At 71.3% G+C, this 19,427-nt stretch carries 19 protein-coding genes; 8 read left to right on the top strand and 11 right to left on the bottom strand.

From position 1 onward, the window contains the following. Positions 1-128: 128 nt before the first annotated feature. Both ACFW5B_RS31970 and ACFW5B_RS31965 read right to left on the bottom strand, forming a co-directional pair. The gene (locus tag ACFW5B_RS31970) at positions 129-746 is read right to left on the bottom strand and encodes a DUF6230 family protein (protein WP_386447407.1); all 618 of its coding nucleotides are present in this window, start codon (positions 744-746) and stop codon (positions 129-131) included. A gap of 613 nt (positions 747-1,359) precedes the next feature. After that, on the bottom strand, positions 1,360-2,331 hold the full coding sequence (locus ACFW5B_RS31965) for a tetratricopeptide repeat protein (protein ID WP_386447404.1): 972 nt from the start codon (positions 2,329-2,331) through the stop codon (positions 1,360-1,362). Positions 2,332-2,739: 408 nt separating this feature from the next. Between ACFW5B_RS31965 and ACFW5B_RS31960 the strand changes: the two genes are divergently transcribed. Continuing rightward, positions 2,740-3,384, top strand: coding sequence for a TetR/AcrR family transcriptional regulator (locus ACFW5B_RS31960; RefSeq protein ID WP_386447401.1), 645 nt, complete (start codon positions 2,740-2,742; stop codon positions 3,382-3,384). Positions 3,385-3,446: 62 nt separating this feature from the next. Here the strand turns inward: ACFW5B_RS31960 and ACFW5B_RS31955 are convergent, their stop codons facing one another. After that, on the bottom strand, positions 3,447-4,451 hold the full coding sequence (locus ACFW5B_RS31955) for a GDP-mannose 4,6-dehydratase (protein ID WP_386447398.1): 1,005 nt from the start codon (positions 4,449-4,451) through the stop codon (positions 3,447-3,449). Further along, entirely contained in the window at positions 4,448-5,608 is a 1,161-nt protein-coding gene (locus ACFW5B_RS31950) for a glycosyltransferase (RefSeq protein ID WP_386447396.1), read from the bottom strand. The genes ACFW5B_RS31955 and ACFW5B_RS31950 overlap by 4 nt, the downstream gene beginning before the upstream one ends. 57 nt (positions 5,609-5,665) lie before the next feature. Here ACFW5B_RS31950 and ACFW5B_RS31945 point away from each other — a divergent pair, with 57 nt between their 5' ends. Both ACFW5B_RS31945 and ACFW5B_RS31940 read left to right on the top strand, forming a co-directional pair. Continuing rightward, positions 5,666-6,388 carry a response regulator transcription factor gene (locus tag ACFW5B_RS31945; protein ID WP_386447393.1) on the top strand — a complete coding sequence of 241 codons (723 nt, stop codon included), beginning with the start codon at positions 5,666-5,668 and terminating at the stop codon, positions 6,386-6,388. Then, positions 6,385-7,788, top strand: coding sequence for a sensor histidine kinase (locus tag ACFW5B_RS31940; protein WP_386447390.1), 1,404 nt, complete (start codon positions 6,385-6,387; stop codon positions 7,786-7,788). The genes ACFW5B_RS31945 and ACFW5B_RS31940 overlap by 4 nt, the downstream gene beginning before the upstream one ends. Positions 7,789-7,924: 136 nt before the next feature. Here the strand turns inward: ACFW5B_RS31940 and ACFW5B_RS31935 are convergent, their stop codons facing one another. Beyond that, positions 7,925-9,166 carry an IS701 family transposase gene (locus ACFW5B_RS31935; protein WP_386447387.1) on the bottom strand — a complete coding sequence of 414 codons (1,242 nt, stop codon included), beginning with the start codon at positions 9,164-9,166 and terminating at the stop codon, positions 7,925-7,927. Positions 9,167-9,340: 174 nt separating this feature from the next. Here ACFW5B_RS31935 and ACFW5B_RS31930 point away from each other — a divergent pair, with 174 nt between their 5' ends. Next, on the top strand, positions 9,341-10,843 hold the full coding sequence (locus ACFW5B_RS31930; RefSeq protein ID WP_386447384.1) for a serine/threonine-protein kinase: 1,503 nt from the start codon (positions 9,341-9,343) through the stop codon (positions 10,841-10,843). Positions 10,844-11,020: 177 nt separating this feature from the next. Here the strand turns inward: ACFW5B_RS31930 and ACFW5B_RS31925 are convergent, their stop codons facing one another. From ACFW5B_RS31925 to ACFW5B_RS31910, 4 genes are all read right to left on the bottom strand, one after another. Beyond that, positions 11,021-12,721, bottom strand: coding sequence for a methylmalonyl-CoA mutase (locus ACFW5B_RS31925; protein WP_386447382.1), 1,701 nt, complete (start codon positions 12,719-12,721; stop codon positions 11,021-11,023). A 171-nt stretch (positions 12,722-12,892) separates the two neighbouring features. Then, positions 12,893-13,225: a DUF3817 domain-containing protein gene (locus ACFW5B_RS31920; protein WP_386447379.1), complete on the bottom strand. Its 333-nt coding sequence runs from the start codon at positions 13,223-13,225 to the stop codon at positions 12,893-12,895. Positions 13,226-13,323: 98 nt separating this feature from the next. Beyond that, positions 13,324-13,833, bottom strand: coding sequence for a MarR family winged helix-turn-helix transcriptional regulator (locus ACFW5B_RS31915; protein ID WP_386447376.1), 510 nt, complete (start codon positions 13,831-13,833; stop codon positions 13,324-13,326). Positions 13,834-13,876: 43 nt separating this feature from the next. Further along, complete coding sequence (locus ACFW5B_RS31910; protein ID WP_386447373.1) at positions 13,877-15,247, bottom strand: MFS transporter; 1,371 nt, start codon at positions 15,245-15,247, stop codon at positions 13,877-13,879. An 83-nt stretch (positions 15,248-15,330) separates the two neighbouring features. On the opposite strand from ACFW5B_RS31910, the gene ACFW5B_RS31905 reads away from it, so the two are divergent. Continuing rightward, a complete protein-coding gene (locus ACFW5B_RS31905) occupies positions 15,331-16,317 on the top strand; it encodes a DUF5937 family protein (protein WP_386447370.1) in 987 nt (328 codons plus the stop codon). 45 nt (positions 16,318-16,362) lie between these two features. Here ACFW5B_RS31905 and ACFW5B_RS31900 read toward each other — a convergent pair whose 3' ends face one another. Together ACFW5B_RS31900 and ACFW5B_RS31895 are read right to left on the bottom strand one after the other, a co-directional pair. Next, a complete protein-coding gene (locus ACFW5B_RS31900) occupies positions 16,363-16,674 on the bottom strand; it encodes an MTH1187 family thiamine-binding protein (protein WP_386447367.1) in 312 nt (103 codons plus the stop codon). Beyond that, positions 16,671-17,021 carry a DUF3817 domain-containing protein gene (locus ACFW5B_RS31895; RefSeq protein WP_386447364.1) on the bottom strand — a complete coding sequence of 117 codons (351 nt, stop codon included), beginning with the start codon at positions 17,019-17,021 and terminating at the stop codon, positions 16,671-16,673. Before ACFW5B_RS31895 ends, ACFW5B_RS31900 begins: the two co-directional genes overlap by 4 nt. A 235-nt stretch (positions 17,022-17,256) precedes the next feature. Here ACFW5B_RS31895 and ACFW5B_RS31890 point away from each other — a divergent pair, with 235 nt between their 5' ends. Genes ACFW5B_RS31890 through ACFW5B_RS31880 form a run of 3 tightly spaced genes read left to right on the top strand, consistent with a single transcriptional unit; the run spans position 17,257 to position 19,315 of the window. Further along, on the top strand, positions 17,257-17,895 hold the full coding sequence (locus tag ACFW5B_RS31890; protein WP_386447361.1) for an AIM24 family protein: 639 nt from the start codon (positions 17,257-17,259) through the stop codon (positions 17,893-17,895). After that, positions 17,895-18,545: an AIM24 family protein gene (locus ACFW5B_RS31885; protein WP_386447358.1), complete on the top strand. Its 651-nt coding sequence runs from the start codon at positions 17,895-17,897 to the stop codon at positions 18,543-18,545. The genes ACFW5B_RS31890 and ACFW5B_RS31885 overlap by 1 nt, the downstream gene beginning before the upstream one ends. After that, entirely contained in the window at positions 18,542-19,315 is a 774-nt protein-coding gene (locus ACFW5B_RS31880) for an AIM24 family protein (RefSeq protein WP_386447355.1), read from the top strand. Before ACFW5B_RS31885 ends, ACFW5B_RS31880 begins: the two co-directional genes overlap by 4 nt. Positions 19,316-19,427: the final 112 nt, after the last annotated feature.

Genomic DNA, 19,427 nt, shown 5'->3' with positions numbered 1-19,427 from the left:
TCGTACAGCTCCTCGGGACTGGCAAATCGGTGGTTCTGTGCTGAGGGTCCTACTGAGCGCTGCCCGCGTACGGGCACGGGGAACGGCGACTGCCGCACAGCTCGCCCCGCGCCCGCACGCTCAGTGCGTCAGTAGCACTCGCTCTTGCCCTTGGCGACGCTCATCTTGAGGCCGCTGAGCTTGAACGTGCCGGCCGTCGTGGCCCAGGCGGTCTGCTTGACGTGGGTCAGCGTGGCCGAGTCGGCCTGCTGGGCGAACGAGCCCGGGTCGGCCTTGTCGCCCTTGTGCATGCCCGGACCCTTGGTCGTCGAGCCCGCAGCAACACCGATGTCGATGTTGTTGAAGGTCGCGTCCGCGGACAGCTGGTCCAGGTCGATGTAGAGGTTCTTCGCCTCGACAGGCGTGTCACCGCCACCGGCCGACAGCTTCATCGACACATCGCCGAAGACCGGGACCGGAACGACCACCGACTGGCACAGGTTCCGGATCTTGGCGTTCGAGAACCCCGAGACCGCCACCGGGACCTGCTTGCCGCCCTTCTGGGCGTCAATGGCTCCGTACTGAACAAATCCGGTGCCGTCCAGCCGGTCGGTAGCGACCTTGAACTGCTGGCCGGACACGCTGAACGATGCCGCGAGCGCACCCTGCGAGAGGGCGACGCCGATCGCGGCGGTCGCCGCGACGCTCGGCACCATGACGACGGCGAACCGCTTCCATCTGGTCCCGCCACGAGCCAGGGACTCCATGACTTTCCTCCTTCTCGGACGTACATCTCCGGTACCTGCCCCCTGAGTTGGGACACCGGTACCTGGGATGGGAGAAGTGCTACGTCCTCGGGAAGGAGAGCGCCTGTTCTCGGAGGCACATCGTGTTCCGAACACCGGCGATCACCCCCGAGCGACAACCACTGGCCACGCTCTCGCGCAACCTCCTCGGACAGGCCCTGCCGGGTGGGGCAGAGACCCCCCTGTCCACGGCCGGCTGCCACTGCCGCCGGCCACTCGGTGGGGACCCAAGTGCCCCGCGGCACCGGCCGGATGCCGGGCTGCGGGAATGGACCGAGCGTGGCCGATCGTGGTCCATTCACGGCCGCCGCACAAGGGGCTCGTTACTTGCGGGTAACGGCCCGATAAACGCGCTTCGACCCGGAGAGATCAACTGGACACACACCGTCGCCGTTAACAGCGAAGGGACATGAGGCAATTGCGGACACACTGCCGCAAGAGGGTCGCCAAGACTTACTTGAAGTAACAGCGGCCACGTTTACCAAGTTTTGGTAAAACGTGGCCGCTGCTTCGTTTGTTTGGTCAACTCACGGTGGCGTACTGGTCACAAGCGGGCGAGCCCGCGGACAGCGGGTCAGAAGAGCACCCGGGCCAGCGCCGTACGGGCCGCCGTCACCCGCGGATCGTCCGCGCCGATGACCTCGAACAGCTCCAGCAGCCGCACCCGCGCGGCCTCCCGGTCGTCCCCCGCGGTCCGCTTCACCGCGTCGACCAGTCGCCCGAAGGCGTCCTCGACATGCCCGCCGACCAGGTCCAGGTCCGCGGCACGGATCTGCGCCTGCGCATCGGCCGGGTTCTCCGCGGCCTCCTTGCGCACCGCCTGCGGGTCCAGGTCCTGCACCCGGTGCAGGAGTTCGGCCTGCGCGAGGCCGAGCTTGGCCTCCGGGTTGGCGGGGTCGTCGGAGAGCACGTTCTTGTAGGCCTGGATGGCACCGCCCAGGTCGCCGGAGTCCAGCGCCTGGTTCGCGGCCTCCAGCACGGCGTCGTAGGGACCGGCCGGAACCGGCGCCTCGGCCGCCGCCTGCTCGTCCGCCGCCTGCGGCTCGACCGGCGCCCCGACGATGCCGAACTGCTGCTCGGCGGCCTGCACCAGCTGGTCGAGCACCTCGCGGATCTGCGCCTCCGGGGCCGCGCCCTGGAACAGCGGGATCGGCTGGCCCGCCACCACGGCGAACACCGCCGGGATGCCCTGCACCCCGAACTGCTGGAACAGCATCTGGTTGCTGTCGACGTCGATCTTGGCCAGCACGAACTTGCCGGCGTACTCCCCCGCGAGACGCTCCAGCAGGGGACCGAGCTGCTTGCACGGCTCGCACCACTCGGCCCAGAAGTCGATGACGACCGGGACCTCGGTGGAGCGCTGCAGGACGTCCTGCTGGAACCCCGCCTCGTCGACGTCGAACACCAGGCGGGCACCGCTCGTCGGCGCCCGGCCCGTACGGGCGGCCTCGGCGCGTGCCTGCTCCGCCTTCTGCTTCGCTTCCCCGGCCGCCTTCACCGCTGCGAGGTCGACGACTCCACTCATGGACATATTGCGTGGCTGCATGGGTCCATCCTCCCCCCTGGGCGGCCCGTTCCGAAAAGCGTTCCGGAAAGCGGGGCGGTCGGCGATCTGGTCGGTACTGCGGTCGGTGGTGCGGAAGGCCTCCACGGCGGCGCCGCCGGGCCTTTCACCGGGCACCGCGCCCCGTCCGCACACCCCGCCGGCATGCCGGTGTACGTCCGGGAATCACTGCCCCTGCGGCCCCGAGGAGGACCGTCGTGCGATCCCCGAGAGGACCGTCCTGCGCGGCCGTGGGTCCCCACCCACGGCCAGTGGTTATCGCTCTTTCGCTACGACCCGTAGCGTAACTCCCCGTCGCCCTCGCACAACCACCAGTTCCGGCCCCTCGGCGAGTGATCTGCCTCACGGCGGACGCCGTCCGTCCCGGTACTCCCCGGTATGGTCGCCCGCATGCACCACTCCGCCAGCCCCCGCAAGGGCCGTACGGGCCGCCCCCGCAGCGCCGAGACCGACCGGGCGATCCTGCGCGCGACCCGTGCGGCGCTGGTCGACGTGGGCTGGGGGCGGCTGACCATGAGCGAGGTGGCGGCCCGCGCGGGCGTGGCCAAGACGACGCTCTACCGCCGCTGGGCCAACAAGAACGAGCTCGTCGTGGACGCCGTGGCGGTCCTCTTCGACGAGCTCGAACTCCCCGACCGGGGCTCCCTGCGCTCCGACATCGAGGGCGTGGTGCTCCAGTTCGGTGCGCTGCTGGCCCGTCCGGAGACCAAGACGGCCCTGATGGCCGTGGTGGCGGAGTCCACCACCGACGAGGCGCTGCGCGAGCGGATCCGCTCGGCGATCGTCGACCGTCAGAAGCGGCTGGTGCTGCTCGGCCGGTCGCGTGCCCAGGACCGCGGCGAGCTGCCCCCGGACTCCCCCGGCGAGGACGGCGAGCGGGCGGCCACCCGCAACATGGACCTGATCTTCGATGTGATCGCCGGTGCGATCGTGCACCGCACCCTGGTCAGCGGGGAGCCGGTGGACGCCGCGTGGGGGCACGACTTCACCGCGCTCTTCCTCACCGGTCTGGGCGGGCTGGGCGAGCAGGACTGAGGCCGGGCGCCGCGCCGCGGTGCGGCGGCGGACACCCGGCCCGGTACCGGCCCCGGCGCCGGTCAGACCTGGTAGCGGTCCGCCGCGAAGAGATGCAGATGCTCCGCCACCCACTCCGACGTCCACTTCAGGCCCTGCTCCAGCGAGACCTCCGGCCGCCACGAAGCCCACTCGCGGGCCCGGGAGTTGTCCGACAGCAGCCGCTCGACCTCGCTGGCGGCCGGCCGCAGCCGGGCGGTGTCCACCACCACCTCGGCCTCCCGGCCGGACGCCGCGATCAGCGCCTCGGCGAGCGCGCCGATGGCGATCTCCCGGCCGGTGCCGAGGTTGACGACCTCGCCCAGCGCCCGGTCGCAGTCGGCCAGCGCCAGGAACCCGGCCGCGGTGTCCGTGACATAGGTGAAGTCGCGGGTCGGGGTGAGCGAGCCGAGCTTGATCTGCCGGGCGCCGGCGTGGAGTTGGGCCAGGATCGTGGGGATCACCGCACGGGCGGACTGCCGCGGCCCGTAGGTGTTGAACGGCCGCACCACGGTCACCGGGAGTCCGAAGGCGTGCCGGTGCGACAGCGCCATCATGTCCGCGCCGATCTTCGAGGCGGAGTACGGCGACTGCGGCTGGAGCGGGTGGTCCTCGGAGATCGGGGCGGTCAGCGCCGTCCCGTAGACCTCGCTGGTGGAGGTGTGCACCATCCGGCGCACGTCATGGCGCCGGCACGCCTCCGCGACGTTCTCCGTCCCCACCACGTTCGTCTGCACATACGCGCCCGGTGAGTCGTAGCTGTACGGGATGCCGATCAGCGCGGCCAGGTGGAAGACCGTGTCGCAGCCCGCGACGGCGTCCGTGACCCGGCCCGCGTCCCGGACATCGCCGGAGATCATCTCGACCGGGCCGCCCGGAACGAGATAGCGCGCCAGATTTCCCTTTTCCGCGTACGGCTTGTAATGGACCAGCGCGCGGACCTCGGCGCCGGCCTCCACCAGCAGATCGACCAGGGTCGAGCCGATGAACCCCTCGGCCCCGGTGACCAGGACCCTGCGGCCCGTCCACTGCTGCGTGTTGCTGCTCATGCTGACTCCTTCATCGTGGGGTGTGCGGTGTACGGGTGGCCGGCCAGCGCCAGCACCTTGGCGGCCAGCAGGTCGGCGGCCCGTGCATGGGTGCCGGGGTCGGCCGCCGCGCCCATCGCGGCGAGCCGGCCGGGATCGTCGAGAAGCGGGGTGACCAGTGCGTCCAGCCGCTCGGCCGAGGTCTCCGCGTCGGACAGCAGCAGCGCCGCCCCGGCGTCGGAGAGCACCCGCGCGTTATGGGTCTGGTGGTCGCCCGGTGCGTACGGATACGGGACGAGGACGGCCGGCATCCCGATCGTGGCCAGCTCCGCCACGGTCGCCGAACCGGCCCGGCACACCACGAGATCGGCGGCGGCATAGGCCAGATCCATCCGGTCGAGGTACGGCACGGCCGTGGCGAGGGCCGCCCCGCCGTTGGCCGCCAGTTGCGCCCGGGTCTCCTCCAGGGCCGCGGGCCCGGTCTTGATCAGCAGCCGGAGATCCGTACGCGTCCGGTAGCGGCCGGCCAGCCCCACCGCCGCCTCGGTGAGCCGGGCGGCGCCCAGGCTGCCGCCGTTGACCAGCAGCAGCCGCGCGTCGTCCGGAATGCCGAACTCCCGGCGGGCGGCGGGGCGCAGCCGCTCGCGGTCCAGGCCGGCCAGCGGGCCGACCAGCGGCATCCCCACCGTCTCGGCCCGCTCGCCGCCCGCCAGATGCTCCCGGCTGCGGTCGAAGGCGAGGGCGAGGTGCGGGGTGAGCCGGGCCGCGAACTTGTTGGCCCGGCCGGGCACCGCGTTGGACTCATGGATCACGCTCGGCAGGCCGGCCAGCCGCGCCCCGACGATCACCGGGGCGCTCGGATAGCCGCCCATACCGACCGCGACCTGGGCGTGCTGCTCCTTGAGAATGCTCCGGCACTGGCCGCCCGAGCGCAGCAGCGCGGCCGGCAGCAGATAGCGTCGGGCGCCGAGTGCGGGATCGAAGGGGATCATGTCAACGGTGTGCAGCCGGTATCCGGCCTGCGGGATCAGCCGCGTCTCCAGTCCGCGTTCGGTCCCGACGAAGGAGATCACCGCCTCGGGCACGGCCCGGCGGAGTGCGTCGGCGAGCGCGAGTCCGGGATAGATGTGGCCGCCGGTGCCGCCCGCACCGATCACGACAGAGAGTGGTGTGCGCATGGCCGCCACGCTCGCGACGTGCCCTAAGAAGCTTCTAAGAGAGGTCTTTGGCAGCCTATGTCCATGCCGCCCACGCCCGGGAACACCCCCGCCCCCAAGATCCTCGTCGTCGACGACGAACCCGAGGTGCGGGCCGCCGTCGAGGACGGCCTCGCCGTGGAGGGCTATGCGGTACGCGGCGCCGCCGACGGTCTGGCCGCCCTCTCGGAGGTCGCCGCCTGGCAGCCGGACGCCCTCGTCCTGGACGTGCTGATGCCCGTGCTGGACGGCCTGGCCGTCTGCCGCCGGCTGCGCGCGCTGGACGACCGCACCCCGATCCTCGTCCTGACCGCACTGGACTCGGTCAGCGAACGGGTCGACGGACTGGACGCCGGGGCCGACGACTATCTCGTCAAACCGTTCGCGCTGGACGAGCTGGTGGCCCGTATCCGGGCCCTGCTGCGCCGGGCGTCCACCGCGGCGGTGGAGGACACCCGGCTCACCTTCGGCGATCTGGTCGTCGACCCGATGACCCGCTCCGGCCACCGGGCGGGCCGCCCCCTGGAGTTCAGCCGCACCGAATGGGCGCTGCTGGAACTGCTGCTGCTGCACCCCGGGCAGGTGCTGCCGCGCGAGGTGATCCTGGAGCGCGTCTGGGGCCGTGACTTCGGCCCGGACTCCAACTCGCTGGCCGTGTACATCGGTTATCTGCGCCGCAAGCTGGAGGCGGGCGGCGAGCCGCGGCTCGTCCACACCGTGCACGGGATCGGCTACCGCCTGGGCACCGCGGAGGGCACATGACCGGCACCCGCGGGCTGGGGGCCCGCTGGCGGCGGCGCCGTCCGCTGCGCGCCCGGCTGGCCCTGGCGGCCTCCGCCGCGGTGGCGCTGGTGGCGGTCGGGGTCTGCGCCGCGGCGTTCACCATCATCGACTACCAGATGACCCGTCAGCTGAAGCTGACCCTGACCCAGACGGCCACCCAGATGATCCGGGACCGCCACGACTGGGGCCCGACGCCCAGCGACACCCTCTGCCAGTACCCGGCCTCGTCCTGTGTCCAGATCGTGCCGTCGGACCCCGCCAAGGACCCGCGCAAGCCGTATGTGCTGCACGTTTCCGACGCCACCCGGCAGGTCGCCGCGGGCCGGCGCGCGGCGTTCTACGAGAAGCGGGAAGTGGCCGGGCGGCCGGTGCTGATGCTCACCACCCGCATGGGGGAGAAGGACGAGGCGGTCCAGGTCGCCCAGCGCTCCGACACCGTCGACCGGGGCGTGGAGCAGGCCGCCTGGGCACTGGCCGCGGTCGGCGGCGCCGGCGTCCTGCTGGCCGCCGCACTGGGCTACTGGGTGTCCCGTACGGGCCTGGCCCCGGTCGCCCGGCTCACCGCTACCGCGGAGCGCATCGCCGCCACCCGCGACGCCCGCCACCGCATCGCACTCCCCGCGGGACCGCCCGCCCGGGAGGACGAGATCACCCGGCTCGCCACCAGCTTCAACACCATGCTCGGCGAACTGGAGCAGTCCGTCACCGCCCAGCGCCGGCTGGTCGCCGACGCCTCCCACGAGCTGCGCACCCCGCTGACCGCGCTCCGCACCAACGCCGAACTGCTGGCCCGCGCCGACCGGTTGACCGACGCCCAGCGCGACCGTGCCGCGACCGCCCTGGGCCGCCAGCTGCGCGAGGTCACCACGCTCGTCAACGATCTGATCGAACTGGCCCGTGACGAGGAACCCCGGCCGCTGGTCGAGCAGGTACGCCCGGCCGCCCTCCTGGAGCACGCCGTGGGCGCGGCCCGCGAGCACTGGCCGGAGCTCACCTTCACCGCCGCCATCGACCCGGCCGCGGCGGACACCACGGTCCCCGGAGTGCCGGCCCGCCTGGCCCGGCTGCTGTCCAACCTGCTCGACAACGCCGCGAAGTTCTCCCCGCCGGGCGGTCCGGTCGAGACCGCGCTCTCCGGTGCGCCGGACGCGCTGGAGCTGACCGTCCGCGACCACGGCCCCGGCATCGAGGCCGGCGATCTGCCCCATGTCTTCGACCGCTTCTACCGTGCGAAGGCGGCCCGCGCCCTGCCCGGCTCCGGCCTGGGCCTGGCGATGGCCCGCCAGATCGCCCGCGCCCACGGGGCCGATCTCACCGCCGAGCAGGCACCGGGGGGCGGGGCGCTCTTCCGGCTGCGGATTCCGCTGCCGGCCGCCTAGTAGTGCTTCGTTAGGTTGTGGCCGGGTGGATGGTCGTCCGTCTGGGCCGGGTCGGGTAAGTCTTGGTGGCAGGTGGGGCATGCGCCGGTCCAGCACAGCAGCAGGTCCTGCAGGGTCTGGAGGACCTGGTAGAAGGTCAGGCCGGCGCTTGGGCTTTTGGGTCCAGGCGTCGAAGGGTGAGGAAGGCGTGGGCGGCGGTGACGAGGGTGACGTGGTGGTGCCAGCCGCGCCAGGTGCGGCCCTCGAAGTGATCCAGACCCAGGCCGTGCTTCATCTCTCGGTAGTCGTGTTCGATCCGCCAGCGGATCTTCGCCATACGGACCAGATGCCGCAGCGCGGTGTCGGCGGGCAGGCTGGTCAGCCAGTAGTCGGTGGGCTCGTCCTGGTGCGGCGGCCATTCGGCGATCAGGGTCTCGGCGGGCAGAACACCGTCCCACCCGGCACGTCCACCGGCTTCCTCCCGCGCTGCCTTCGTCGGTGCGACACCGGCAGGGCGGACCTCCATCACGATGAACCGACTGGTCATCGCGCCCTTGCTGCCCTGGCGCCAGGTGCAACGCCGCAGCCGACGCCGCCCGGCAGTCGTGACCAGGTCCTTCAGGGAGCGGGCCGGCTCGCGGTAACGGGGCAGCCGCGGGGCGCCCATCCGGCCTTCTCGTTCCGGCGTAGTGGGAACGGCCCCGCCGGGGTGGGCGCTGGTGTCACTGCGGACCGCCACGACGTAGTCGAGGCCGCGCTCGGCCACAGCGGCACGGAAGGCGTGCATCTGGCCGTATCCGGCATCCGCCACCACGACCCGGCCGGTCAGCCCCCATCCCAGTGCCTCATCCATCGCGTCCAGAGCCAGACGCCACTTCTCCCGGTGCCCCACCTCCGCGGGTACCCCAGCCTTCGCACGGCGCCCGTCGGCCGGACCGGCCCACTCGGCAGGCAGAAACAACCGCCAGTTCAGCGGCACAGAAGCGGCGTCGGTGACCGCATGCAGGCTCACCCCCACCTGACACAGCGACTTCTTGCCCAGCGCACCGCACCACTGCCGGGCCGTCCCCACCGACTGGTCTCCCGCCTTGGGGAAGGAAGTGTCGTCAATCACCCACGCCTCCGGAGAGATCTCCGCGGCCACCTTCGTCGCAACGGACCGCAGCACCGGAACGTGGTCCCACGCCGACTGGCTGACGAACTGCTGCAACGCCTGCATGTTGCCGTCCGGCAGCCGCTCGGCCATCGGCTGGATCGATTTGCGCCGCCCGTCCAGCATCAGTCCACGCAGGTAACAGTCCCCCCACCCACGCTGATCCTTGCGCTTCAACGACGCGAACACCTCAGCAACGAACTCACCAAGGCTCTCCCGCAGTTCCTCAATCTCCCCAAGATCCACGACCAGCAGCATGCACCACCACACACCACCCGATCAAAGCAACCTAACGAAGCACTACTAGGGCTACGTCAGAAATCCCCCCGTTCCCCCGCACGGACCCACGACGCGATGATCGGGTGGACACCGCCTAGGGTGAGACCTCGGAAAATCCGGGTGCGGTGGATGGGGAACTTGATGGAGCCGTTGGAAGCTGCGGACCCACGGACCGCCGGACCGTATCAGCTGCTGGGGCGTCTGGGCTCGGGCGGGATGGGCCGGGTGTTCGTCGGAGAATCCGTGACGGGACGGCGGGTTGCCGTGAAGGTCGTACGGGAGGATCTGGCGGCCACGCCCGGTTTTCGCGACAGGTTCCGGCGCGAGGCCAAGCTCGCGATGCGGGCGGGCGGCTTCTGGACCGCGCCGGTCGTCGACGCGGACCCGGACGCCACCATGCCGTGGATCGCAAGCCAGTACGTCGAAGGCCCCTCGCTCGACGAGCACATCATCCAGCAGGGCCCGTTGAACGAGTCCGAGGTGCGCAGGCTCGGCACGGGACTGGCCGAGGCCATCGCCTCGTTCCACCGGGGCGGCCTGGTCCACCGCGACCTCAAGCCCTCCAATGTCCTGCTCGTCGACGACGGTCCGAGGGTCATCGACTTCGGCATCTCCAAGGCCCTGGAGACCACCGGCGGTACCGATCTGACCAAGGCCGGGACCGTCATGGGCACACCTGGCTTCATGTCGCCGGAGCAGGCACTGGGGCAGCCGGTGGGCCCGCCCTCGGATGTCTTCTCGCTCGGCTCGCTGCTCGTCTACGCGGTCACTGGCGCAGGGCCCTTCGGTGACGGGTCCTCCCACGCGCTGTTGTTCCGGGTGGTGTACGAGGCACCCGATCTCAGCGCCGTGCCGGACGGGCTGCGGGGGCTGGTGCAGGACTGTCTGCACAAGTCTCCGGAGGGCCGTCCCACGGCCGAGGCGCTCCTCGCACGCCTCGCGGGCGCAGCGCGGGCGACGGTCCCCGACCCGCGCATCGCGCCGGGGCCCGTGGCGGAGACCGTTTCCGGCGCGGATGCCCTGGCGGCCACCGGACCGCAGCCCGCGAGCTCGACAGTCACGGCCGAGCCGCCCGTGCCGGCACCGCGCGGGCATCGGCCGGTTGCTGCACCACCGGCCGCCCTCCCCGCGTTCACCGTGGAGAAATGGGGCCGCGCGGCGGTCCTGCGCCGCCTGAAATGGCCGGTCGTTTCGGCGTTGACGATCGCCGGCTTCCTCGACTTGGCCGGAGAGATGGTCCAGGGGCAAGCGGCCGCGTTGGTGTTGACGTTCTTCGTCATGCTGCTGCATTTGCTCTACGGGGTGCTGGTTTCGTTGCCACTCCTCCGCCCCAGGGCACTGCGGGTCGGAGCGGACGGGCTCTATGCGCGGCACGGCCCGCACACGGTCACGGTGCCCTGGCGGGACATCTCCTCCGTCACGCTCGCCGGAAAGCGGAACAGCCGCAGCATCGCCCTGACGGCGGCCCTCGCAGAAGGAACGGACACCCGGATCCCCTCCCCGCTCCACGCCGGGACGGGTGTGCTGAAGTGCACGATCGTCTCCCCCGCGAAGAACGAAACGAGCACCCGCCTGGACGGCCTCGATACCGCACTGCGGCGATTCGCGGGCAGCCGCTACCGGTCGCTTCCCGCCGCGGGCTGACGGCGCCGTACGGCCACCGGTGAGTCGGGCGGCTCTCCGTGGCCCGGCAGCCGTACGGGGCAGCAGGCCCCTGCCTGCCGCCCCGCACCCCTGGGGGAGAGGACGTCCCTACTGGCCTGCTGGTCTCCTGGCCTGGCCTCAGAATCCGCCCCGCTCCGTTCGCGCCCCGTACGGGCGTCAGAACCCGGCGGGCTCGGTGTAGATACCCCACTCGTCGCGCAGCGCGCCGCAGATCTCGCCGAGCGTCGCCTCGGCCCGTACGGCCTCCAGCATCGGCTCGATCATGTTGCTGCCGGCCCGCGCGGCGTCCAGCATCGTCTTGAGCGCGGCCCGCACCCGGGCGTCGTCCCGCGCCGCCTTACGGTCCGCGAGCACCCGCACCTGCTCCCGCTCGACCTCGTGGCTGACCCGCAGGATCTCCAGGTCGCCGGTGACCGAGCCGTGGTGGCAGTTGACGCCGACGACCTTCTTCTCGCCCTTCTCCAGCGCCTGCTGGTACCGGAAGGCGGACTCGGCGATCTCGCCGGTGAACCAGCCGTCCTCGATGCCGCGCAGGATGCCGGAGGTCATCGGGCCGATCGGGTGCTCACCGTTGGGCACCGCCCGCCGGCCGCGCTCCTTGATCTGGTCGAAGATCTTCTCGGCGTCCGCCTCGATCCGGTCGGTCAGCGACTCGATGAACCACGAACCGCCCAGCGGGTCCGCGACATTGGCGACGCCGGTCTCCTCCATCAGCACCTGCTGGGTGCGCAGCGCGATCTCCGCGGCCTGCTCGCTGGGCAGCGCCAGGGTCTCGTCCAGGGCGTTGGTGTGCAGCGAGTTCGTGCCGCCGAGCACGGCCGCCAGCGCCTCGACGGCGGTGCGGACGACGTTGTTGTACGGCTGCTGGGCGGTCAGCGAGACACCGGCGGTCTGGGTGTGGAAGCGCAGCCACTGCGCCTTCTCGCTCGTCGCGCCGTACACATCGCGCATCCAGCGGGCCCAGATCCGGCGCGCGGCGCGGAACTTGGCGATCTCCTCGAAGAAGTCCAGATGCGCGTCGAAGAAGAACGAGAGCCCGGGGGCGAAGGTGTCGACGTCCAGCCCGCGGGAGAGGCCCAGCTCCACGTAGCCGAAGCCGTCGGCGAGGGTGTACGCCAGCTCCTGCGCGGCCGTCGCGCCCGCCTCGCGGATGTGGTAGCCGGAGACCGAGAGCGGCTTGTACGCGGGGATGCCGCGGGCGCAGTGCTCCATCAGGTCGCCGATCAGCCGCAGATGGGGCTCCGGCTGGAAGAGCCACTCCTTCTGGGCGATGTACTCCTTGAAGATGTCCGTCTGGAGCGTGCCGTTCAGGACCCCCGGGTCGATGCCCTGCCGCTCAGCGGCCACCAGGTACATGCAGAAGACGGGGACGGCGGGGCCGCTGATCGTCATCGAGGTCGTGACATCGCCCAGCGGGATGTCCTTGAACAGCACCTCCATGTCGGCGGCGGAATCGATGGCGACGCCGCAGTGCCCGACCTCACCGAGCGAGCGCGGATCGTCGGAGTCGCGGCCCATGAGGGTCGGCATGTCGAAGGCGACGGAGAGGCCGCCGCCGCCCGCCTTGAGGATCATCTTGTAGCGCTCGTTCGTCTGCTCGGCGTTGCCGAAGCCGGCGAACTGGCGGATGGTCCAGGTCCGCCCGCGGTAGCCGGTGGGGTACAGCCCCCGGGTGAAGGGGAACTCGCCCGGCCACCCGATCCGCTCGAAGCCCTCGACCGAGTCCCCGGGACGGGGTCCGTACGCCGGCTCGACAGGATCCCCCGACAGCGTGGTGAAGTCCGCGTCCCGCTTACGGGCGGAGTCGTACCGGGCCTGCCAGCGGCGGCGGCCCTCATCGATCGCGTCAGCGTCCATACCTCCGAATTTACTAGGACGTCCTAGTAGTTGTCGACGGGAGAGGCCCCTGAGTCGCCTTACGCGTCCCGATGCTCACTTTCCGTAACGCTGCCTGGCACGGCAAAAGCGCCCGCCCCTTCGAAGGGACAGGCGCGTTCCGCGGGGTTTCCCGGTGGGCCGGGGCGGCCGTCAGGCCTTCACCGGCTCCGGGGCGTCACCGGCGATCAGCGGCTCGACCTCCCGCACCACCGTGCGCTCCACGAAGAACGCCGCGGTGGGGATGGTGCCCGAGATCAGCACCCACAGCAGCTTGCCGAACTTCCACTTGGCCTTGGAGCCCAGGTCGAAGGCGAAGACCAGGTAGATGATGTAGAGCACGCCGTGGATCTGGGAGACGACGAGGGTGAGGTCCTTGCCCATCCCGAAGCCGTACTTGAACACCATGCAGGTGCAGAGCACCAGCAGCATCACGGCGGTGACGTAGGCCATCGCCCGGTAACGGGTCAGGACGCTTCGCTTCATGCCCCGAGCGTATCCAGCCGTTCCGGGGCGATCTTCGCCGCCCCCCTGGAAACGGCGCGCCGGGCGCTGCGCGTCCGTGACGTGGCCACTCGCCCTCGTCACTCGTCCTTGAAGTCGGCCGCCGCCACCCGCAGCGGCCGCAGCAGCGCGAAGATCTCCGCGCACTCCTCGGCGTCATACGTCCCGAGCCCGAAGTCCATCGCCATCAGGTCGCGGGTGGCCGCGTCGCACACCTCGCGGCCCTTCTCGGTGATGGTGGCGAGCGTGCCCCGCCCGTCGTTGGGATTGGGCCGCTTGGCGACCAGCCCGGACTTCACCAGCCGGTCGACGGTGTTGGTCACCGAGGTGGGGTGCACCATGAGCCGCTCACCGATCTTCGACATCGGCAGCTCACCCGCCTTGGAGAAGGTCAGCAGCACCAGCGCCTCATAGCGCGCGAAGGTCAGCCCGTACGGCTTGACCACCGCGTCCACCTCGGCCAGCAGGATCTGATGGGCGCGCATGATCGAGGTGATCGCGGCCATCGAGGGCACGGCGCCCCAGCGCTGCTGCCACAGTTCATCGGCGCGCGCGATGGGGTCGAAAGCAAGGCTGAGCGGCTTCGGCACGCGTCCGACATTACCCGGCGGCCATATGCTGGTCAGCCACGTCTCATTTTCCGGTCCCGGGCAGCGGGCCGGCCGGTCCGCGCACCGGGCCGGCGGACGCCCCCTCCGGCCCGTCGGACGCCCGGCCCGGCCCCGCCCCCGTACGCCGCACCTCGAAGATCACCGCCAGCACACCGGCCAGCCCCAGCACCCCCGCGGCCGGCATCACGACCCGCAGCGGTGCGTACTCCGCGCCGACGCCGGCCAGACCCATCGCCAGCCCCATCACCGTCATCCGCCCCGCCTGCATCACGGTCATCGCCTGGCCCAGCAGCTCGTCGGGGACCGCGGCGACGAACCAGCGGTCCACCCCGAAGTTGTACGAGATCCCGGTGCCGGTCAGCACGAGCAGCAGCAGCGCCCAGCCGAGCGGGGGCCGCGCGGCGAAGCCCAGCGAGGGCAGCACCGCGAAAACGCCCATGGGGAAGGTCAGCCGGGCGCGGGCCCGCGGCCCGAGGAACGTGCCCACCAGACTCTCGGCGACCACCGCGCCGACAGGCATCCCGCACAGCAGCAGCCCGGTACCGGCCGGTCCGGCGCCGAGCAGGCCGGCGTAGGGGATCAGCAGCGCCTCGGGGATCACCACGAACGCCGGCGGCAGCCAGCTCAGCAGCAGCAGCGCCCGCACCCGGCGGTCGGCCAGCAGCCGCCGGACCCCGCCCAGCGAGGCCCCCAGCAGGGCCCCGCGCGCCCGGTCCCGCGCCGGGCGTGCCCGGGTTCCCAGCCGCAGCAACAGCGCCGACCCGAGGAACGTGCCGGCGGTGAGCGCGAGCACCGCCTCCGGGGAGGCCGCGGCGAGCAGCAGCCCTCCGGCGGCGAACCCGGCGAGCTGCGCACTCTGGTTGACGAGGCGGATCACCGAGCGCCCCAGGACGAACAGCTCGCCGTCGCCGAGGATGTCCCCCAGCGTCGCGGCCCGGGTCCCGGCAAAGACGGGCGCGACGGCCGCGAGCACACAGCGCAGCACCAGCAGCACCCCGACCGGTGTGCCCGGCACCACCATCCCCGCCGCGGCCAGCGCACACAGCAGATCGCAGCCGACCAGCACCCGCCGGGCCGGGTACCGGTCGGCGACCGCCGACAGCAGCGTCCCGCCGACGACGTACGGCAGCAGCCCCAGCGCGAAGGTCAGCGCGCTCAGCAGTGGCGACGCGGTGAGCCGGAAGACCAGGACGGAGAGCGCGATCTCGCAGACGACCACGCCGAGCGAGGACAGCAGATGCGCGGCGAAGACACACCGGAACTCGGGGACGGCGAAGACGGCGCGATAGCCGTCCGGGCGGGCCGCGGCGTCGGACGGTCCGGGACCGGCGGCGCCCGCACCGGGGCAGGCGGGAAGGCGGTCCGACGGCGCGGACCCGGAGGGCGAGGGCATGTCCGCAGCCTGCCGGAGGCCGCTGCCGCCCCGTATTCTTTCGGCTTCAGCCGAATCCTGTGTCCGGGGGGAGCGTCGCGGCCGTGCCGGTGAATCTGCATTTCGGCGCCGATGACCTGCTCCGCATCCGGTTCGCGGTCTCGCCGCTGTGCGAGACCCACGAGGCCGTACGGACCCTGCGCCGCGCCGACCGGCACGGCTATCACACGCCGTGGCTGCGCCGGATGCGCGAGACGGTGGCCGGGCTGGACCTGAGGCCGCTGTGGCTCTTCATGCCGGCGGTGCCCCCGGGCTACACCCCGGACTTCCTGGGCCGCCCGCCGGACACCCCGCTGGCCGGCTTCGACGAGGAGCTGGCCCGGCTGCGCGCCACCGAACCGGCCCTGGCCCGCGCCGAGATGGCCAAGTCGCTGGCGAGCCGGCCGGAGGCCGCGGAGTCGGCGCGCGGCCGGGCCGCGCTGGCCGATCCGGCGCGGGCCGTCCAGGAGCTGGCCGATGTCACCGAACGGGCCTGGCAGGCGCTGGTCGCCCCGGACTGGCCGCGGCTGCGGGCGCTGCTGGAGGCCGAGATCGCCTACCGGTCACGGCAGTTGGCGGACGGCGGGCTGCAGCGGCTGTTCGCCGATCTGCATCCGCGGCTGTCGTGGGCGGGGGACACGCTGACGGTCCGGACCCGTACCGACTTCGCCCAGATGCAGGATCTGGACGGCCGCGGGGTGCTGCTGCTGCCCAGCGCCTTCGTGTGGCCGGACGTGGTCAGCGGTTTCGACCCGCCGTGGCAGCCCGCGGTGATCTACCCGGCGCGCGGTATCGGCGGGCTGTGGACCGAGCCGGAGACGGGCGCGGCGCTGGCCCGGCTGCTGGGGGCGAACCGCGCGGCCGTCCTCACCGCGCTCGACGCACCGTCGACCACCACGGCGCTGGCCCACCGCCTCGGCCTGGCACCGTCCTCCGTCTCGGGACATCTGTCCGTGCTGCGCGACGCCGGTCTGCTGGCCTCGCGCCGGCACGGACATCAGGTGCTGTACGAGCGCACGCCCCTGGGGATCACCCTGGCGGCGGGCGGCTGAGGCCCTGCGGGCGCCCGGGGGACGGCCGGGACCCCTGAGTCCCGTTCAGCCCCGGGAGGTGCCGTCCCCCGCGAGATACCGCTCCACGGTCTCGATCTTCGAGGTCAGCCCGTCGCTGACACCGGGCCGGATGTCGGCCTTCAGCACCAGCGAGACCCGCCCGGAGCGGGCCTCGACGGCCGCGACCGCGCGCTTGACGACGTCCATGACCTCGTCCCATTCACCTTCGATGGAGGTGAACATGGCGTCCGTACGGTTCGGCAGCCCGGACTCACGGACGACCCGGACCGCGTCGGCGACGTACTCACCGACGTCCTCGCCGACGCCCAGCGGGCTCACCGAGAAGGCGACGATCATGCGTTCACGACGCCTTCCTTGCGGGCGCGGGCGGCGATCACGCCGGCCTCTTCCTCGCGCTTGAGGATGCGGTCCCCGTAGAGGCCGCCGAACGGCACGATCGCCAGCGCGAAGAAGAGGGCGACGCGCTTGACGGGCCACTTGGTGCGGTTCCAGACGTCCAGCAGCAGCACCACGTAGGTGATGAAGAGCAGGCCGTGGATCATGCCGAGCGGCATCACCAGGGAGTCGTAGTCGAAGGCCAGGCGGAAGCCGGTGCCGAAGATCAGCAGCGCCGGGAAGGAGATGGCCTCCGGGATGGAGGCCAGGCGCAGGCGGTGCACGGCGGCGGCGGTCTTGATGTCCACGGGAACCTCGTTCGGGTGGCAGATGGGAGGTCGGCGCGCAGCGCCGTCTTCTGGGGTGGAGGTCGGGTGACGGGCGGGCACGCTTGTGCAAGAGTTCACAAGCGTGGCCCCATTGTTACAGCCGCCCCGGCGATCACCGCGCCCGGGGCCCGGGAGCGGTGACGGCGGAGAATCAGGGCGATATCAGGGACAAAGGACCTGCCCTGCGCGGCCCGCGCCGACTACGGTCTGATCCGTGGCTCAGTTTCGGCTCCAGGGGAGCAAGATGCTCGCCGTCGATATGACGGGCGACGCCGTCAAGGCGAAGAACGGTGCGATGGTCGCGTACGACGGCGAGATGGCGTTCAAGAAGATGTCCGGCGGCGGCGAGGGCCTGCGCGGCATGGTCACCCGTCGGCTCACGGGTGAGCAGATGGCCGTGATGGAGGTGAAGGGCCACGGCACCTGCTACTTCGCCGACCGCGCGAGCGAGATCAACCTCGTGCAGCTGCGGGGCGAGAAGCTGTTCGTGGAGGCCGGCAATCTGCTGTGCACGGACGCCGCGCTCCGGACGGGCACGACCTTCACCGGCCTGCGCGGCGCCTCCCAGGGCAACGGCCTGTTCACCACCACCGTCGAGGGCAGCGGCCAGGCGGCGATCATGTCCGACGGCCCCGCGGTGGTGCTGCGGGTCACCAAGCAGTCCCCCCTCCAGGTCGACCCTGGCGCGTATGTCGCCCACACCGGCGACCTCAAGCAGCACTTCCAGTCCGGGGTGAATTTCCGCACCTTCATCGGGGAGGGTTCCGGCGAGGCCTTCCAGATCCGCTTCGAGGGCGAGGGCCTGGTCTACGTCCAGCCCAGCGAGCGCAACACCGTGGGCGGTGAGGTCTGATGCCGTTCACGGCGCTCAACTCCCGCATGGTGGAGGCCAGGATCGCTCCGGGGCAGCGGATGTACAGCCAGCGCGGCGCCATGCTCGCGTACCGCGGCGAGGTCTCCTTCGCCCCGAACATCCAGGGCGGCCAGGGCGGCATCGGCTCGATGATCGGCCGCCGGATCGCCGGCGAGGCCACGCCCCTGATGACCGTCGAGGGCACGGGAACAGTGATGTTCGGCCACGGCGGCCATCACGTCCATGTCGTCGACCTGACCGGCGAGACGCTCTACGTCGAGGCCGACCGGCTGCTGGCCTTCGACGGCACACTGGAGCAGGGCACGATGTTCATGGGCTCGCAGGGCGGGGTGATGGGCATGGTGCGCGGCCAGGTCACCGGCCAGGGCCTGTTCACCACCACCCTCAAGGGCGTCGGCTCGGCCGCGGTGATGGCACACGGCGGCGTGACCGAGCTGCCGATCACCCCCCAGCGCCCGGTCCATGTCGACCCGCAGGCCTATGTCGCCCACCGCGGCGACGTCCGCAACAAACTGTCCACGGCGCTCGGCTGGCGCGACATGGTCGGCCGCGGCTCGGGCGAGGCCTTCCAGCTGGAGCTGTCGGGCCAGGGCACCGTCTACGTCCAGGCGTCGGAGGAAAAGCTGTGACCGGTCCCGTCATCCACGACGTCGCCTCGCTCCCCGCCGACGACAACGTCAACGCCTATGCCTTCAGCGTCGAACTGAACGGCCAGTGGTTCCTGCAGAAGGGGAAGATGATCGCCTACTACGGGCAGATCGACTTCCACGGCATCGGACACGGCCGGCTGGACCGTCTGATCGCCGGAAGTTTTCATTCGCCACTGCACGCCGCGGACTGGGTCGTCGCCGAGGGCAGGGGAAAGATGCTGCTCGCGGACCGTGCCTTCGATGTGAACTCCTTCGATCTCGACGAGGGCAACCTGACGATTCGCTCGGGCAACCTGCTCGCATTTCAGCCATCTCTGTCGCTGAAGCAGTCGATCATCCCGGGCTTCCTCACCCTCATCGGCACCGGCAAGTTCGTCGCCGCGTCCAACGGCCCGGTGGTGTTCATGGAGCCGCCGATCCGGGTGGACCCGCAGGCGCTGGTCGGCTGGGCCGACTGCCCCTCCCCGTGCCACCACTACGACCACCAGTACCTGCAGGGATTCCTGGGCGGTCTGCGGGCGCACACCGGCATCGGCGGGGCGTCCGGAGAGGAGCACCAATTCGAGTTCGTCGGGGCCGGCACGGTCCTGCTGCAGTCGTCGGAGCAGCTGATGCCGGAGCTGGAGACCGGTGCGGTCCCCACCGAAGCGGGCGTTCCGGGCGGGGGCGGACACGTTCCGCAAAGTGGCTCACAACTGCCCCAGCTGCCCGGCAACCTCGGGAGCCTCCAGCGCCGCTTCGGGCTGTGAGCGGTACTCTGCGGACGGTGACCTCGAACGTCTGACCAACCACCGGCCCCCGCCGGACGAGGTACCGCCCCCGACCGAATTAATTCACTTTTCAACTTTTACGGGTAGAATT

Source organism: Streptomyces sp. NPDC058773 (assembly GCF_042746015.1).
Classification (GTDB): domain Bacteria; phylum Actinomycetota; class Actinomycetes; order Streptomycetales; family Streptomycetaceae; genus Streptomyces.
Note: the sequence above shows the minus strand (reverse complement) of the source record. Positions and strands in the feature narration are given on the sequence as shown.

What these genes read in the sequence shown, in the direction of transcription:
- ACFW5B_RS31970 (WP_386447407.1), bottom strand. Translation starts at nt 746, where the DNA reads ATGGAGTCCCTGGCTCGTGGCGGGACCAGATGGAAGCGGTTCGCCGTC.
- ACFW5B_RS31965 (WP_386447404.1), bottom strand. Translation starts at nt 2,331, where the DNA reads ATGCAGCCACGCAATATGTCCATGAGTGGAGTCGTCGACCTCGCAGCG.
- ACFW5B_RS31960 (WP_386447401.1), top strand. Translation starts at nt 2,740, where the DNA reads ATGCACCACTCCGCCAGCCCCCGCAAGGGCCGTACGGGCCGCCCCCGC.
- ACFW5B_RS31955 (WP_386447398.1), bottom strand. Translation starts at nt 4,451, where the DNA reads ATGAGCAGCAACACGCAGCAGTGGACGGGCCGCAGGGTCCTGGTCACC.
- ACFW5B_RS31950 (WP_386447396.1), bottom strand. Translation starts at nt 5,608, where the DNA reads ATGCGCACACCACTCTCTGTCGTGATCGGTGCGGGCGGCACCGGCGGC.
- ACFW5B_RS31945 (WP_386447393.1), top strand. Translation starts at nt 5,666, where the DNA reads ATGTCCATGCCGCCCACGCCCGGGAACACCCCCGCCCCCAAGATCCTC.
- ACFW5B_RS31940 (WP_386447390.1), top strand. Translation starts at nt 6,385, where the DNA reads ATGACCGGCACCCGCGGGCTGGGGGCCCGCTGGCGGCGGCGCCGTCCG.
- ACFW5B_RS31930 (WP_386447384.1), top strand. Translation starts at nt 9,341, where the DNA reads ATGGAGCCGTTGGAAGCTGCGGACCCACGGACCGCCGGACCGTATCAG.
- ACFW5B_RS31925 (WP_386447382.1), bottom strand. Translation starts at nt 12,721, where the DNA reads ATGGACGCTGACGCGATCGATGAGGGCCGCCGCCGCTGGCAGGCCCGG.
- ACFW5B_RS31920 (WP_386447379.1), bottom strand. Translation starts at nt 13,225, where the DNA reads ATGAAGCGAAGCGTCCTGACCCGTTACCGGGCGATGGCCTACGTCACC.
- ACFW5B_RS31910 (WP_386447373.1), bottom strand. Translation starts at nt 15,247, where the DNA reads ATGCCCTCGCCCTCCGGGTCCGCGCCGTCGGACCGCCTTCCCGCCTGC.
- ACFW5B_RS31900 (WP_386447367.1), bottom strand. Translation starts at nt 16,674, where the DNA reads ATGATCGTCGCCTTCTCGGTGAGCCCGCTGGGCGTCGGCGAGGACGTC.
- ACFW5B_RS31885 (WP_386447358.1), top strand. Translation starts at nt 17,895, where the DNA reads ATGCCGTTCACGGCGCTCAACTCCCGCATGGTGGAGGCCAGGATCGCT.